At 64.4% G+C, this 15,397-nt stretch carries 11 protein-coding genes; 6 read left to right on the top strand and 5 right to left on the bottom strand.

Annotated features, from left to right (window positions below; translation table 11 throughout):
- Nucleotides 1-67: 67 nt before the first annotated feature.
- Nucleotides 68-1,294 (bottom strand): LON peptidase substrate-binding domain-containing protein, encoded by a 1,227-nt coding sequence (locus JWQ24_RS22110; protein ID WP_299812594.1) that lies wholly within the window; start codon nt 1,292-1,294, stop codon nt 68-70.
- A 268-nt stretch (nt 1,295-1,562) separates the two neighbouring features.
- Here JWQ24_RS22110 and prfB point away from each other — a divergent pair.
- The 3 genes from prfB (at nt 1,563) to JWQ24_RS22095 (ending at nt 4,157) form a co-directional block, all read left to right on the top strand.
- Nucleotides 1,563-2,700 (top strand): peptide chain release factor 2 gene (gene prfB / locus JWQ24_RS22105; RefSeq protein WP_299812593.1). Its coding sequence is split into 2 segments (ribosomal slippage): nt 1,563-1,631 and nt 1,633-2,700, totalling 1,137 coding nucleotides; the frame shifts between segments, so codons are not numbered across the junction.
- A gap of 2 nt (nt 2,701-2,702) precedes the next feature.
- Nucleotides 2,703-3,587, top strand: coding sequence for an NAD(P)-dependent oxidoreductase (locus tag JWQ24_RS22100; RefSeq protein WP_299812592.1), 885 nt, complete (start codon nt 2,703-2,705; stop codon nt 3,585-3,587).
- A 162-nt stretch (nt 3,588-3,749) separates the two neighbouring features.
- The gene (locus tag JWQ24_RS22095; protein ID WP_299812591.1) at nt 3,750-4,157 is read left to right on the top strand and encodes a hypothetical protein; all 408 of its coding nucleotides are present in this window, start codon (nt 3,750-3,752) and stop codon (nt 4,155-4,157) included.
- 8 nt (nt 4,158-4,165) lie between these two features.
- Here the strand turns inward: JWQ24_RS22095 and JWQ24_RS22090 are convergent, their stop codons facing one another.
- Nucleotides 4,166-4,795 carry an XRE family transcriptional regulator gene (locus tag JWQ24_RS22090; protein ID WP_299812590.1) on the bottom strand — a complete coding sequence of 210 codons (630 nt, stop codon included), beginning with the start codon at nt 4,793-4,795 and terminating at the stop codon, nt 4,166-4,168.
- 245 nt (nt 4,796-5,040) lie between these two features.
- Here JWQ24_RS22090 and JWQ24_RS22085 point away from each other — a divergent pair, with 245 nt between their 5' ends.
- Both JWQ24_RS22085 and JWQ24_RS22080 read left to right on the top strand, forming a co-directional pair.
- Nucleotides 5,041-5,910, top strand: a complete 870-nt coding sequence (locus JWQ24_RS22085; RefSeq protein WP_299812589.1) for a fumarylacetoacetate hydrolase family protein — start codon at nt 5,041-5,043, stop codon at nt 5,908-5,910.
- Between the two features lie 175 nt (nt 5,911-6,085).
- On the top strand, nt 6,086-7,066 hold the full coding sequence (locus JWQ24_RS22080) for a tripartite tricarboxylate transporter substrate binding protein (RefSeq protein WP_299812587.1): 981 nt from the start codon (nt 6,086-6,088) through the stop codon (nt 7,064-7,066).
- A 13-nt stretch (nt 7,067-7,079) separates the two neighbouring features.
- On the opposite strand, the gene JWQ24_RS22075 is transcribed toward JWQ24_RS22080, so the two are convergent.
- The 3 genes from JWQ24_RS22075 to JWQ24_RS22065 all read right to left on the bottom strand — a co-directional run bounded on the left by JWQ24_RS22075 (nt 7,080) and on the right by JWQ24_RS22065 (nt 11,603).
- Nucleotides 7,080-9,227: a carbamoyltransferase C-terminal domain-containing protein gene (locus JWQ24_RS22075; protein ID WP_299812585.1), complete on the bottom strand. Its 2,148-nt coding sequence runs from the start codon at nt 9,225-9,227 to the stop codon at nt 7,080-7,082.
- Nucleotides 9,228-9,307: 80 nt separating this feature from the next.
- Nucleotides 9,308-10,642, bottom strand: a complete 1,335-nt coding sequence (locus JWQ24_RS22070) for a peptidoglycan DD-metalloendopeptidase family protein (RefSeq protein WP_299812583.1) — start codon at nt 10,640-10,642, stop codon at nt 9,308-9,310.
- A gap of 97 nt (nt 10,643-10,739) precedes the next feature.
- Complete coding sequence (locus JWQ24_RS22065) at nt 10,740-11,603, bottom strand: peroxiredoxin (protein ID WP_299812581.1); 864 nt, start codon at nt 11,601-11,603, stop codon at nt 10,740-10,742.
- A 283-nt stretch (nt 11,604-11,886) separates the two neighbouring features.
- Here JWQ24_RS22065 and JWQ24_RS22060 point away from each other — a divergent pair.
- On the top strand, nt 11,887-15,397 hold a 3,511-nt coding region (locus JWQ24_RS22060; RefSeq protein ID WP_299812578.1), incomplete at its 3' end, for a DUF3971 domain-containing protein.

Here is a 15,397-nt window from a genome sequence, read left to right as displayed (position 1 = left end):
GGGACCGTATCAGGCGCTGCGTTTCATGGCGGTCCCGGCTCTGCAACGCACTCCGTCTCTCGACGACTCAGCGTCGCTTCATTTGTCGTTGGACGATGAAATCCAGCGCGTGCTTTTGCGTCATGTGCTGCTGCACCAGGACCTGAACCGCAGGGCTTCGCGCTTCCGCGAACAGCGACGCAAGAATCTCCGCGCCGGATGTCGCCGCACAGTGCATCTCCCACGCCTGCATGCCGGCGCGTTGGGTGACGCGCTGAAAGGCAGTGCTCGGCTGCGGATCCGTCTCCCGTTCGGTCGACAGGTGTTTTAGTCCCGTGTCGATGTATCCGATGAGACTTTCCCGGAGTATGCCGAGATCGATTCCGCAATGGTGCATGGCGGAAGTGGCGTCCGCGTCATCCGTCATCGCCAGCAGCAGATGCTCGAGGGTCGCGGTACCGTGCCGGCGTTGACGGGCGTGCGCCAGCGCCCGTTCCAGCGTGGCCGCGAGTTCGGCGGATCGCTCGGGCGCAACGGCGCTGTCCATCAGCGCATACACCTGTTGCAGCCGATAGAGCGGGTCGAGGGTGGCCAGCACCGCCTGCTTGCTGCGCAACGGCAGGACCATTTGCGAAACAATGACGTCTGCGAGCCGTCCGGGATCGCGAATCCGGTCGAAGGGCGGCACCGTCGCCACCTCCCGGATATCGCGCGTCGCCGCATATTCCTTGAAGCGTTCGACCGCTTGTCGAATGAGGTCGGGTGCTTCGGGAATTCGGCCCTCGGCGACAGCGGCGATTTCGGCGCGGTAGGTGCCATGCTCGCCGACAAAGCGACCGATTGCGACACGGCGCTGCACCTGGACGAAGACTTTCAGGATGTCGTCGGGAAGCCGCTCGACTTCCATCAATCTGCCGAGCGTCCCGATCTCGTGAAGGTCATCCAGCGTGGGATCGTCCACGGCGGCATCTTTCTGGACGGCCAGCACCACTTCCCGCGCGCCCGCGAAAGCAGCCTCCAGGGCTTGCCGCGTCTTCTCCCGTCCGATGAACAGCGGAAACGTCATCGTCGGAAAAGGCACGAAATCCCGGATCGGAATGGCGGGGTAGAATGTTGCACCTTCGGGGTGTCCTGCCACCGCTACTGTGGGAGAGCGGGGATCGTCCTTGAGCAGGGCCGCAAGGGTATTCCAGTCGGCAACGCCCAGCATTCTGGACACCAGTTCCAGGCTATCGCTGTGGCTGATCGCCAGTCTGTCGGTGAGTGATTCGCGCAACGTGTGAGCCATAGACTTGGCTTCGCGAAAATCGCGCATGATAGACGTCCTTTGCATGAGCGAACCAGGCGCGTCAGGTGGTTGCGTTGCTGACCCGGTCGCTCGGGCAAAGGGAAAGCCATGAAGGCACAACACGTTCACCGTTCCCCGAAGGGCGCAACCGGCAGGTCGTGTCAACCGGGGGGTAGCGTGGCGTAGAGAGGTAATTCTGTCAATTGTCTTTCGGAACGCCGCGATGCCAAGACTCGACGGGTTGAAGTTCGGGGAGCGGACGGCTACACGATGGGTCCAGTATTCAGGATGAGTCATGCGCGCTGAAATCGAACGCCTCGTTGAAGAGATCAAGCAGTCAGTCGGGCTGCTGAGGAGGCATCTTTGACGTCGATGCATCCACGGCACGCCTCGCAGAGCTGAACAAGCTCGCTGAAGACCCCAATCTCTGGAACGAACCCCAGAAAGCCCAGAAACTGATGCAGGAGCGGACCTCTCTTGAGGACTCGCTCACCGGCATCGGCAAGGTCATGCGCGAACTCGACGACAACGTCGAGATGATCGAGCTCGGCGAAGCCGAGGGCGATGACGGCGTCGTGACCGAAGCCGAGCAGGCGCTGAAAGCCCTGAAGAAGGAAGTCGCGCGTCGCGAACTGGAAGCGCTGCTCGGCGGCGAAGCTGATCGCTTCGACTCCTATCTGGAAGTTCACGCCGGCGCCGGCGGTACCGAGAGCCAGGACTGGGCCAATATCCTGCTGCGCATGTATACGCGCTGGGCGGAGAAGCACGGCTTCAAGGTCGAATATCTCGAAGAGACGGCCGGCGAAGAAGCCGGCATCAAGTCCGCGACCATCCAGATCTCCGGCCACAATGCTTATGGCTGGCTGAAGACCGAGGCCGGCGTGCATCGCCTGGTGCGAATCTCGCCGTTCGATTCCAACGCGCGGCGGCACACCTCGTTTTCGTCGGTAGCGATCTTCCCGGTGGTCGACAACTCCATCAAGATCGACATCAACGAGTCCGATGTGCGCGTCGATACGATGCGCTCCGGCGGCGCCGGCGGTCAGCACGTCAACAAGACCGAATCCGCGGTGCGGCTGACGCATATTCCGAGCGGCGTCGCTGTGGTCTGTCAGGCCGGCCGTTCGCAGCACAAGAACAAGGCCCAAGCCTGGGACATGCTGCGCGCGCGGCTCTACGAGATCGAGCTGAAGAAGCGCGAGGCGCAGGCGGCCGCCGACCAGGCCGCCAAGACCGAGATCGGCTGGGGCCACCAGATCCGTTCCTACGTGTTACAGCCCTACCAGATGGTCAAGGACCTGCGCACCGGCGTGCAGACCTCGGACACGTCAGGCGTGCTCGACGGCGACCTCGACGAGTTCATGGCCGCCACGCTGGCGCAGCGCGCCTTCGGCACCTCGCCGGGCGCGGGTTCGATCGACGACGTGGACTAGACATGACCCACGTCGCGTTTATCGGTCTGGGACGCATGGGTCATGGCATGGCCGGCCGCTATCTCGATGCCGGCTTCAGCGTCGCGGCGTGGAATCGCAGCAGGGCCAAGGCCGACGACCTGATCGCGCGCGGCGCGCGCTTTGCCGCTTCGCCGGCCGACGCCGCCAGGGGTGCAGACGCCATCGTCACCATGGTGGCCGACGACGAAGCCTCGCGCGACGTCTGGCTCGGTGCGGACGGCGCGGCGACGACAGCCAAAGCCGGCGCGTTGGCGATCGAATGCTCCACAGTCTCGTATCAGCACGCGCTCGATCTAGCGTCCGACCTGCGCGACCGCGGCCTCGTTTACATTGATAGTCCCGTCACCGGCCTGCCAGATGCCGCGGCGAGCGGCAAGCTCACGTTGCTGGTCGGCGCCGCGCCTGCGGACCTGGACAGAGCGCGACCATTCCTCGCGCCGCTCGGCAGCACGATCCGGCATTTTGGCGGCGTCGGCAGCGGCACGGTCTACAAGCTGATCAACAACCTGATGGGCGCGGTCCAGATCGCCGGCCTCGCCGAAGGCCTCGCCATCGCGGAGCAGGCCGGGCTCGACATGCCGTTGGTGCTGGAGTCGATCGAGCATGGCGTCGCCGCCAGCCCGCAGGTCGTGCGTCATGCGCGGCGCATGGTGGCGCGGGATTTTTCCGGTGCGACCTTCACGGCAGCGCTCCGGCAGAAAGACGCCGCTTACGCGGTCCGGCTGGCGGAGAGCCTGCTGCCCGACGTGCCGATCGGCCGTGCCGCAGTGCGGGCCTATGACAAGGCCAAGGCCTACGCGCCCGACGACGACGAGGGCCGCATGATCGAGATCGTTTCGCAACGCAAAGATGACATCTCCAAGTAATTGTAGGGGCGGCTGCGGCGTCGTGAAACGCCGGTATCGCCCGCTGCTATCTTTTCTTCTCCTTGATCGTCGGTCATGATGCGCGCGCCGGAAGCCGACACCGGCGTTCGGCTTGTCTCGGCGTCGCGTGCGGCGACAATGGATCATCAAAGTGGGGGTATCATGAGAATTCTTCCCATACTCGCGATCGGTATTTCACTGGCATTGGCCGGCTGCGGTCGCGATCCCGGCCCGGCGGGCCCGAAGGGCGAACCGGGCGCGCAGGGGCCCGCAGGTCCGCAAGGCGCACAAGGCGTGCAGGGCATTCCAGGCGTGCAGGGCCAGACCGGCGCCCAGGGTCCACAGGGGCCACAGGGCGGGCCGGGGACGCCGGGTGCGGCCGGCGAAAAAGGTGACAAGGGCGAGAAGGGTGAGGCGGCGCCGATCGCGGTCCGTGCCGTGCAGGTAGACGGCTCGGTGAGCTGCGAAGCCAACGAGATATTGGTCTCGGTGTTTTGCCCGAGCGGCGGTGCGCCGGATGGCGTCAAATGCGCGGCCGCGCCGACCGTCGGTCTGTGTCTGAAGAAATAACCGCGGCGTCAGCTTTTTCCGTCGCTTCGCCGGCCGTAGGCCGGCGGAGCGGCAATCACGAGATAATACTCACACCGGCGCGCCGTGCGGTTCTCGAACCAGTGCTCGACGTCGACCTCGAAGTACAGCGAGTCTCCCTCGTTCAACACCGTGTCCGTATCCTTGGTCCTGACCGTCACGCTGCCATGCGTGGCCAGGACGTGTTTGGACGTGCCCGACGGGTAGGCCGGCAATTTGCCGGTTGAGGTTTTGGGTGGCAGGTGGTGCAGAACGACTTCCACCGCCATGCCGGCCATGACCGGAGACAGCAGCATGCGCTCGAAGCCTGTCTTTGCATCTCGAAAGACCTGGCGTTGATCCTTGCGGACCACCGCGAAGGCGCGACGCGGCGTGTCATCGTCTCCCAGCAACATCGAGAATGACGTGTTCAGGGCAAGCGCGATGCGCCGAGCCAAACCGATCGTGGGACTCTTCTCGCCGCGCTCGACTTTCGACAGCATCGCCCGGCTGACGCCGGACAGTTTGGAGAACCCCTCCAGTGTCAGGCCAGCCTGTTCACGCAGGATGCGGACACGGTCGCCGAAATCACGGCTGACGGGGTCTTCATCGATGACCTTCCGTGCCGCAGGCTTCGCCATGTCGCGTGTCGCTCCGTCGTGATCGTCCTGATTCCATCTTAGTCGCGGTTGCCTGTCGTGTCACATCCTCAAGGGCAGAGCCGCAGCTGCAGGAGCTCGCTGGCGTTGCTCGGACGATTGGGCGCAGGTTTGGACCATAAAACTTCGGCACGGGCGCCTTGAACAAATCTTCTATCGAAGATATGGGTGTCTATAGGAGACGCAGCGATCCGTTCGCTGGCCAAAACCAAATACCTGGAGGGAAAATGCGCCTTGTTACGTTCCTGTACAACGGTCGACAGGCAGTCGGTATCGCAGACGAGGTGCTTTCGCAGGTCTCGCCGCTACCGACCGAGTTTGCGCCCGATATGCTTTCCCTGATCGCCAATTATGATCAATTGAAAAGCGGACTTGCAGGTGCCGCAGGCGCGCCGCTCCCCATCGCCAGCGTAGAGCTTCTCGCGCCCATTCCGCGCCCATCGCGAAACGTGTTTTGCGTCGGCAAGAATTATCATGAGCACGCCAAGGAATTTGCGGGCAGCGGTTTCGATTCTTCTGCGAAGGAAATCGTGCCGGAAGCGCCGGTCATCTTCACGAAGCCGTCGAGCACCGTGATCGGCCCCGGCGCGTCCATTCCGAACTATCTGGATCCGACCGACAGCACGGACTATGAGGGCGAACTCACGGTGATCATCGGCCGTGGCGGCCGCGGCATCAAGAAGCAGGATGCGCTGGCGCACGTGTTCGGTTACACGATCATCAACGATGTCACGGCGCGCACGCTGCAGCACAAGCACCGCCAGTGGTTCATCGGCAAGGGCATTGACGGCTTTTGTCCGATGGGACCGGCGATCCTGACCGCCGACGAAATGCCGGATCCGACCAAAATGCGGCTCACGACATCCGTCAACGGCGAGCGCCGTCAGGATGCGTCGGTTGCCGATCTTATCTTCGATATTCCGACGCTGATCGAGACGCTGTCGGCAGGGATTACCCTGGAGGCCGGAGATGTGATCGCAACGGGCACGCCGGCTGGCGTCGGCCTTGGCTTCAAGCCGCCTCGCTTTCTCAAGAAGGGCGACGTCGTTACGATCGAAGTCAGCGGCATCGGCAAGCTCGAAAACCCGGTCGGCTAACAAGTTCGTATCCGTTGCGGGTATGATGAGGACGCGCGGGGCATCGTCTGCCCCGTGCTCAGCTCTGCAAGTGAGTTGCAAGGCGCGCGAGTACTGTCTCTTCCAGGACGGCGTGTCGTGCCTTCGGCACCACTGATCCAATGCGTTGCTATAAAAAACAAAACGGGAGACATGTATGAAACGTCGCGAATTCATTGCAGGCCTCGGAGGCCTCTCGACGCTCGCTTTGACCGGTCAAGGCGTGCGTGCGCAGGACGCCTGGCCAAGCCGCAACATTACCATGGTGGTGCCTTTCCCGGCAGGCGGGCAGGCTGATATCGCCGCGCGCCCGATCGCGGCTGCGCTGCAAAAGATGCTCGGCAAGCCGATCATCATCGACAACCGCAGCGGCGCCGGTGGCTCGCTGGGCAACGCGACCGTGGCGCGTGCGCAGCCCGACGGACACACATTGCTGATGACGTTATCGTCGCTTGCGGTGTTGCCGGAGGCGGATCGCATCTACGAACGCCCGGTCGCATATGAGGTCGACCAGCTGCAACCGATCGCGCGCGTGCTCGCGGACCCGACCCTGTTCGCGGTCCCGGCCAGTGCGCCGTGGAAGACCATCGCCGAGTTCGTTGCGGACGCCAAGGCACGTCCGGGCGCCATCTCGTACGGATCGTCAGGCCCGTTCGGCACGCTGCATGTCTCGATGGAGATGTTTGCGATTGCGGCAGGCATTCAGCTGCTTCACGTTCCCTACCGAGGCGCATCGCCGGCGATCAGCGACCTCCTGGGCGGACAGATCCAGGCGCTGGCGTCCGCGCCGGGAACGCTGAAGCAACATGTCGATGCCGGCACGCTGCGCGTGCTGGCCAATTTTGGCAGCGAGCGCCTGGCGGCCTTTCCGAATGTTCCGACGTTCAAGGAACTCGGTTTCTCCGATGTCGAGTTCTACATCTGGGCCGGCCTGTTCGCACCGAAGGGCATGCCGCAGCCCATCGTGACCAAACTGCGCGACAGCATGCGACAGGCGATGAACGATCCCGAGGTCACGAAGACATTCGAGGTGGCCGGCAATATGCCCGCTTATCAGGACGCGGATGAGTTCGCGCAATTCGTCGCTAAAGACAGCGCGCGTCTAGTTGTGGTCGCAAAGAAGATCGGCAAGGTTTGATATTGCCGCGCTGCTAGCTGTGGCTGTCGGACCATTCCGACAGCCACTCCGTAAAACGTCCACTGTCGCGCGCGCCGCCATGCCAGGCGGCCGTGACCGCGCCATCGGCGGCGGCCATCAGCACGACATCGAGGCCCGCTGAACGGCGCAGGGTCTCGACAGCCTGCCGCGGCGTCTGCGCGATCGGGCCGGCCACATTGAACGAAGTGTTGACGGACAGCTCGACGCCGATGTGGCGGCCGAGCGCTTTCAGATAGGCGTAGGTGAGCGGATCATCGGCAGCCCTGACGATCTGGATACGGCCGGTGCCGTCGGCATGTATAACCGCCGGAATCCTTTCGCGCGCGTGCGGCTTCGATTGCGCCGTCAGCACCATGTAATTGTAGGCATTGTAGTTCGCGTCGGAAGCGCCGTCTTGCAGCTCGAAATATTCCTGCGCGGCCTCCAGCGTCGCCATCGGCGCCAGCGGGCGGATCGCCTCGCGATATTTGACGCGTGCATTGAGCCGCTCCCGGGTGCGGGGATCGCAGGGATTGGCGAGGATCGAGCGATGGCCGAGCGCGCGCGGGCCGGTCTCCGCCGCGCCCTGATACAGCGCAATGATGCCGCCTTGCGCCACCATGAAGGCCATCAGGTCGGCGATGGCGTCGCGGCCTTCCGGCGTTGCGATCGTGCCGATCGCCGAGGATGCGATGTCGTCGGCATCAAGCGCTTGCAAGATATCATCAGCGGCCGGCGCCTCGCCGCAATAGAAGGCGTGCGTCATTGGCTCGCCCCTTGGCGCTCCGCACAGATCCGCGAACATCCAGGCGGTGCCGATGGTGACGCCGGGATCGCCGGGCGTCGGCGAGATCCACAGATGCAGTTTTGCGTTTCGCTGCTGCGCCCGGGCGAACCATGCCTCATTGAAATGCTGCAAAAGCTTCATGTTGCCGAGCGCGTTCAGCGCTACGCCGCCGGTCAGCACCAGGCGATGCGCGCCGGTTGTGCGCAGCAGATGATCGACGATGTGGATCATCGCATCCTCGAACACCAATTGCGTCGCTGCGGCCTTGTCGAGGCGATCCTGCGTGTCCGCACTGTGCGCGATGTCTTCCACGCGCAACACGGCGTCGGGATTCCACAGTTGCTCGGGCTTCAGCGGCTCGCCGAGAATGTCGATCAGTGGCTGCTTGTAGGGGGCGTCGAACGGGTCGCAGTACCAGTTGCCCATCGCGCGGTTGAGGCGCACTTCGCCATTGGTCCCGAAATCCAGCACCTCGCGCAGCCGCGCGTAGTAAGGATTGCTGGCGCGGTTCATGTCGCCCCAGGCGGCGGCGCCCATGTAGCGGCCTTCGCTGGACAGCCAGGTCCAGCCGCCCTGCGTCGAGGAGATCACGCTGTAGAACGCGCCGAGCGAGTCGAACACGCTGTCATTGCAGAACAGTTTTCGCATCGTTCCGTGTTCGGCGACGTAGAGCGAGATCGAGCCGAGGTCGCCGGTGCCGTCGAGCACGGCGATGGCGACGGGTTCGTCGCCGGGGAAGGGCGATACCGCAAATGAAAACCACGCGTGATTGTCGTGGTGCGGCATCATCAACAGCGGCACGCGCGCGGCCAGGCCGAACTGCTTGCGCAGCAGTTTCGGAGCCCGTGTCATCTGCTCGAAGCGGCGCGCATCGAAGCTCACGGAATTTCGGGATCGCAGCAGCTTCAGGCTGTCGGGAAATTCCTCGACGACGCTTCGTGCCAGCGTGCCGAGCAGATCGGGATAGTCCCAGCTCGTCAGCCACGCATCGATGTCGGCGATATCGCGGCCCATCGCCTGCAGCGTGGCGCGCATCGCGTCGAGGGCTGCGCGCGGATATTGCGTGGTGTGCTTGTCGCCGGAGAAGCGCTCTTCCTCGTTGTTGACGATCAGACGCGGGCCGTGGGCCTGCGTGACTTCAACAAGGGCAACGCCAGAGTTGTGCGTGCCGGGCAGGCCGATGCCGGCGAGATAGACCGTCTCGCCGCGCGCGAGTTTGGCGCGGACCGCGGCGATGCGATCGACAGTGAAACGGGAATCGTTGGCGTGAAATCCCGCCAGCGCCATCAGCCAGGTCGTGATGCGCCGGGTGGCCCGGAAGCAGAACCGGCCGAGGCGAGGAAAACGGGGACCGATACGTCGGGGAAATTTCAAGGGGCGGCCTCGAGGTTCACTAGAGGCCGCTTCAATCACACTCGGGGCAGGGCAACAATGCCCTGCATGCCGAAGCCGTGTTAGCTGGCGCCCAGCCGGGTGCCGGCGCGCAGGAATTTCTGCGGGTCGACCGCCTCGCCGTCGATGCGGGTCTCGTAGTGCAAATGCGAGCCGGTCGAGCGGCCGGTCGAGCCGGCCAGCCCGATGACCTGGCCGAGCTTGATGACGTCGCCGACTTTGACCTGGATTTCCGACATGTGGCCGTAACGGGTGGCGAGGCCGTTGCCGTGATCGATCTCGACCATGCGGCCGTAGCCGCCGGAATAGGCCGCTGAGGTGACGCGGCCATTGGCGGTGGCGCGGATCGGGTCGCCCGTCGCGGCGCGGAAATCCAGCCCGGTATGCATCGCGGGGCGGCCGAGGAACGGGTCAGAGCGCACGCCGAAGCCGGATGTCAGTTCGACCTCGCCGACCACCGGCTTGCGATAGGGCACCAGCGTCATCGTGCGGTTCAGCTTCTCGAGCTGGGCGCGGGTGTTGTAGGTGCGGAAAAGCTGGCGTTCGAAGGGGCCGGCGTCGGCGCCGAGCTTGACCGGGACGTAGGGGCCTCCCATCGGAGCGCGCGGGGTTGCGGCTTCGAGCTGCGCCACGTTGAGGCCAATCTCGCTGATCGCACCGCGCATCCGGCTGACCTTGGAATTCATCGTCTCTTCGGCCGCGCTCAGGGTCGCCAGCTGCTTGCTCTCGACCTGGTCAAGCGACGCCTGCAGGCGGTTGATGACGGTGTCGACGCCCTGGCCCTTGCCGAGGTTGGGTAGCACGGCGTTGAGGAGGCGGGTGCCGAGCCGCGCCTGGCGATCCGGCGGCGCGCCGGGCGTTACGGTGTCGTTGATCGGGGACGGCTTCGGCGAGCCGGTTGCGGTCTCGCGCGCGGGCTTGCCGATCGAGCCGGTGGTCAGATTGTCGGGCATCGCGCTGAGCATCGCGGCGCGGTTTTCCAGCATCGACTGGCGGCGGGCGACTTCGGCAAGCTTCTGGTCGAACTGTTCCTGGTCGAGCATCTGCCGGCTGGTCGAGCGATCGACCTTGGCGCGCAGTTCGGAGATGCGGTCCTCGTAGGCGTACTGCATCTCGGCCTGGCGGGCGATCAGCTTGGTCAGCACGTCGTCGCGGAACGTGAAGTACGTCGCCGTCGCTGCCGACCAGGCACCCAGCACGGTCACCGTGCCGACCACGATCCAGAAAACCACGGGGCCGATACGAACCTGTTTTCCGGCATGCGCGATGGTGTAGTCGCTCTGCCGGCGGGGATGGGCCGGGGCCCTTGCCGGGCCGGCACGGTAGGCTTGCGGCCGGCCGTGGTCGTTGGCGTGGTGGTGCGGATGCTCGGCGAATTGGGGTGGTCGGTTCGACATCGGTACTCCCGGCGCCGGTCGGGAAATACGCTCCCGTCCAGCTTAATGACCGGGCGATTTGAACCCCTCATGGTTAATTTTGAGCAAAAGGATTCGCTTAAATACCGCGTGCTTCCTCGAGTACCGTATCGGCGTGGCCGTCAACCTTCACGCCGCGCCAGATCTTCGCCACCAGGCCATAGCGGCCGATCAGCACCGTTGTGCGAAGAACGCCTTCGAACACCTTGCCGTACATCGATTTTTCGCCCCACGCGCCGTACGCCTTGAGCATCGTCTGGGTCTCGTCGGACAACAGCGGCATCGCCAGCTCGTGCTTGTCGCGGAACGACTCCTGGGCCTTCAGGGGATCGGCCGAGACGCCGAGCACGGCGGTATTGGCGGCGCCGAAGTCCGCATTAAGCCGGGTGAAGTCGATGGCTTCCTTGGTGCAGCCGGGCGTGCTGGCGCGCGGATAGAAGAAGATCACCAGCTTCTGGCCAGCATAGTCGGCCAGCGAAACGGTCGCGCCGCCGTCGCGCGGCAGGCTGAACGGCGGGGCCATGCTGCCCTCGACAGCCAGCTTGGGGGCTACGACGGCGGCAGGCTTCGCCTTCACAGGGGTCGTCGCTACGGCGGCTTTCGCGGCGGGCTTGGGGGCCGCCGGGGGCTTGGCGGAGGGGACAGCCTTCACGGTCTTGGCAACCTTCGGAGCTTTCGCGGGCGTCTTGGCAGCCACCTTGGCCGCGGCTTTGGCAACGACCCTGGTCGCCGCCTTGGCGACCGGCTTTACGGCCTTGGCCACAGTCTTCTTCACCGCGGTCTTTGCCACCGGCTTTGCGGCCTTCACAGCCTTTTTGGCGGCCGGCTTCGCGGCGCTCTTCACCGGACTCTTGGCAGCGCTCTTTGCAGCAGTCTTGGCAGCGCTTTTGGCCGCAGATTTGGCAGGGGTTTTGGAGGAATTCTCGCGCGATTTCTTGGACATACGCCTTCCTTTCGTCGCTTTCAGCGGATCAGTGTGATGATGTTGGAAGTGCTTCACGCAGGCAGATAATTCCGCCGCGGTGCAAATGGGCTGCCCCCGGAGTATGGTTACAAAGGATTCGACGCAACACCCGATCCGTGTGCTTGAACGCGGCGCCGCGACCTCGAAGACATCACGATTAACCCGCGAATGAACCGCATGCCGGAACACACGCCCATCGATGGATCGATGTGCATTTGCCCGGAGCGATCGTTCTCCTCGTTAGCGCCAGCACCGAGAGGCAATGCCAAGGAATAAGCCGCCACAAGCTTTTGTTTCGCGTGCCGATGACCAGCCTTCGCAATGGACGGATTCCGACTGGGATCAACTCCATGAAGAAGTTGGCAATCATCGCGCGCGCCGGCTGCTGTCCAATCCAGATACGGACCCTGAAGCCGAGCCGCCGCGCGACAGACGCTGGCTGAAGCGCATTGCAGCCGTGCTTGTGGTGCTGTTCGTTGTTCTCGCCACCGGCTTCGGTGCGTTGTGGTGGCGGCTCGGCGCGGGGCCGATCAATTTCGACATGGCGACGCCATGGCTGGCCGATGCGATCCAGGACAATATCGGCGCGGGCAATACCGTCGAAGTTGGCGGCACGCAGATCGAGCGCTCCGGCCGTATCCGCATCGCGGTGCGGATCCGTGACATCGTGGTGCGCGACCGCGATCACGCCATCGTCGCCAGCGCGCCGAAGGCCGAAGTCAAACTGTCCGTCCCTGCGATGCTGATCGGCCGACTGCGCGCCGAGAGCCTCAACCTTGTCGATGCCTTGCTGGCGGTCCGCATCATGCCGGACGGCCAGGTTACCGTCTCGACCGGCGACAATGCGCGCCCGCTGGCGACCGGCGTTGCCACCTCACGCAAGTCGCCTCCGACGGCGCTGCCGATGCAGGTTCCGACCGGACCATCGCTGTCGCTGCCGCCGGGGCAGGTCGCGCCCCTGGTACAGGCGCTGCCGACCCCGCCGCCCTCGGCGGTTGAAAAGCCAGGCGTCAGCGGGCTGCTGGCCGGACTGGACTGGCTCGACAGCCTCAGCCTGACCGGGCTCGACGGCCAGAACCTCAACGAGATCGGCCTCAAGAACGGCCGGCTGGTGGTCGACGACCAGCAGCGCGGCAACACGACGAAGTTCGAGAACATCACATTGAGCCTGCGCCGACCGAGCGGTGGCGGCGTCGCGATGAGCGTCGGCGAAGCCGGCCGGGCGCCGTGGTCGCTCGGCGTCATCGTCGGTGCGCCGGCCAATGGCGTGCGCTCGGTCGAAATTCACGCCGACAAGGTCTCGACCCGGAACATCCTGCTGGCGCTGCGGATGAAGGACCTGACTTACAGCGCCGACCTGCCGCTGACCGGCGAGTTGAAGGGTGAACTCGGTCGCGACGGGCTGCCGACCTACTTCCGCGGCAAGGTCACCGCGGGCGCCGGCCTCGTCATAGACAACGACACCCCGGATTACCCGATGGTGATCGATCAGGCCGAGGTTAACGTCGAGTGGGATTCTGGTCGCCGCGTACTGCTGGCACCGTTCAAGATCGTCTCCGGCAACAACCGCGTCACGCTGCTGGCGCATGCCGAGCCGCCCAACGACGCCGTGCCAAACTGGCAGGTAGGTTTCAGCGGCGGCACCATCGTGCTGCCCGGCACCGGCAACGAAGCGCCACTGATCTTCAACCGCATCGACATCGCGCTGCGCTTTGATACCGACAACAAGCGGGTGATGCTGACGCAGGCCAATATCAGCAATGGCGAAATCGGCGTCGCCGTCAGCGGCAACGTCGATTATTCCGGCGAGCCGCGATTGACGCTCGGCGTCGCGGGAACGCCGATGTCAGCCTCCGCGCTGAAGCGGATGTGGCCGATCCTGGTGACGCCCGAAGTACGCGAATGGGTGATCGAGCGCGTCGAGCGCGGCTCGCTGCAGCGGCTCGACATCTCGCTCAACTCGCCGGTGCGCAACCTGTCGCGCAAGGGACCGCCGATTCCCGAGGACGGTCTCAGCGTGAACATCCTGGCCAATGGCATTACCCTGCGGCCGGTCGACGACGTGCCTGTGCTTCGCGATGCCGACCTCAAGGCCCGCGTCACCGGCCGCAGCGCGACCGTGACGATCGGTCAGGCCGGCATGGACACGCCTGCGGGACGCAAGCTCAATCTGAGCGATATCGTCTTCGAGGTGCCGGACATGGTGCCGAAGCCGATGCCGGCCAAGGTCAAGTTCAAGATCGACGGGCCCGTGCCTGCGGTCGCCGAAGTGCTCGCTTCCGATCGCCTCAGCGAGTTCACCGGCAATCTGCTCGATCCCAATTCGACCAAGGGTAATGCCTCGGCCTTCATCACGCTCGGCATGCCGATCAAGGGCGAACTGACCAAGGCCGACACCAGCTACACGATCAATGCCGACCTGACGAATTTCGCCGGCGACAAGATGGTGATGGGCCAGAAGCTCGAGGCCAACGCGCTGAAGATCACCGCCAACAATCAGGGCTACCAGGTCAAGGGCGATGTCAAAATCAACGGGCAGGCGGCAGCGCTCGACTATCGCAAGCCGACCGACGGTGACGCCGACGTGCGGCTGCAGGCGACGCTCGACGACGCCAGCCGCGCCAGGCTCGGCTTCGATCTCGGCCCATCCGTCACCGGTGCGGTTCCCATCAAGCTCGCCGGCAGGATCGGCAGCGGCGACCGCGACAGCAAGTTCAATATCGACGCGGATCTCACGCCGCTGAAGCTCGATAATATCCTTCCGGGCTGGACCAAGCAGCCGGGCAAGGCCAGCCGCGTGGTCTTCAACGTGGTGCAGAAAGGCCAGTCGACCCGGCTGGAGGACATCGTTGTCGATGGCGCCGGCGCCTCGATCAAGGGCACGGCAGAGATCGATCAAAACGGCGATTTGCTCAACGCCAATTTCCCGACCTTTTCGCCGTCGGAAGGCGACAAGACCTCGCTGAAGGCCGATCGCGGCACTGACGGCGTGCTCAAGGTGGTGATGCGCGGCGACGTGTTCGACGGCCGCGGCTTCCTGAAGTCGGCGATCTCCGGCAAGGAGTCGGACTCCAAGAGCAAGACCAAGACCATCGATTTCGACATCGACGTCAAGCTGGGCGCTGTCGCCGGCTTTTACGGCGAGGCGGTACGCAGCCTGGACGCCAAGGTGTCGCGGCGCGGCGGTAACATCAAGACCTTCAACCTGTCCGGCAAGCTCGGCCGTGACACGCCACTGACCGGTGACATTCGCGGCCGGGCGCAGGGCGCGGCGCGCGACGTGATCTATATCGAGACCAACGACGCCGGCGCGTTCTTCCGCGTCACCGACACCTACTCGAAGATGTCCGGCGGACAATTGTCCCTGGCGATGGATACGCCTTCATCCGATACGCGGCCCAAGGAAGGCCTGATCAACGTCCGCGACTTCGCCATTAAGGGCGAGGCGTCGCTGGATCGGGTCGCGGCCGGCAGCCCCGGCGCGTCCCAGGGCGGCATCGCCTTCTCGCGGCTGCGCGCCGAGTTCACGCGCCAGAACGGCCAGCTCACGATCCGCGAGGGCGTCGTCAAGGGGCCGAGTATCGGCGCGACCATTGAGGGCAATATCGACTATCCCGCCAACCAGGTGCGGATGAGCGGCACCTTCGTGCCGATGTATGGTCTGAACAACATGTTCGGACAGTTGCCGGTGATCGGCCTGTTCCTCGGCGGCGGCAGCAATGAAGGCCTGATCGGCATCACCTATGAAGTGGTCGGCACGCCCGGCGCCCCGG

The sequence above is a fragment of the Tardiphaga sp. genome (genome assembly GCF_028290495.1).
Lineage (GTDB): Bacteria > Pseudomonadota > Alphaproteobacteria > Rhizobiales > Xanthobacteraceae > Tardiphaga.
This window is presented reverse-complemented; position numbering and strand designations above follow the sequence as displayed.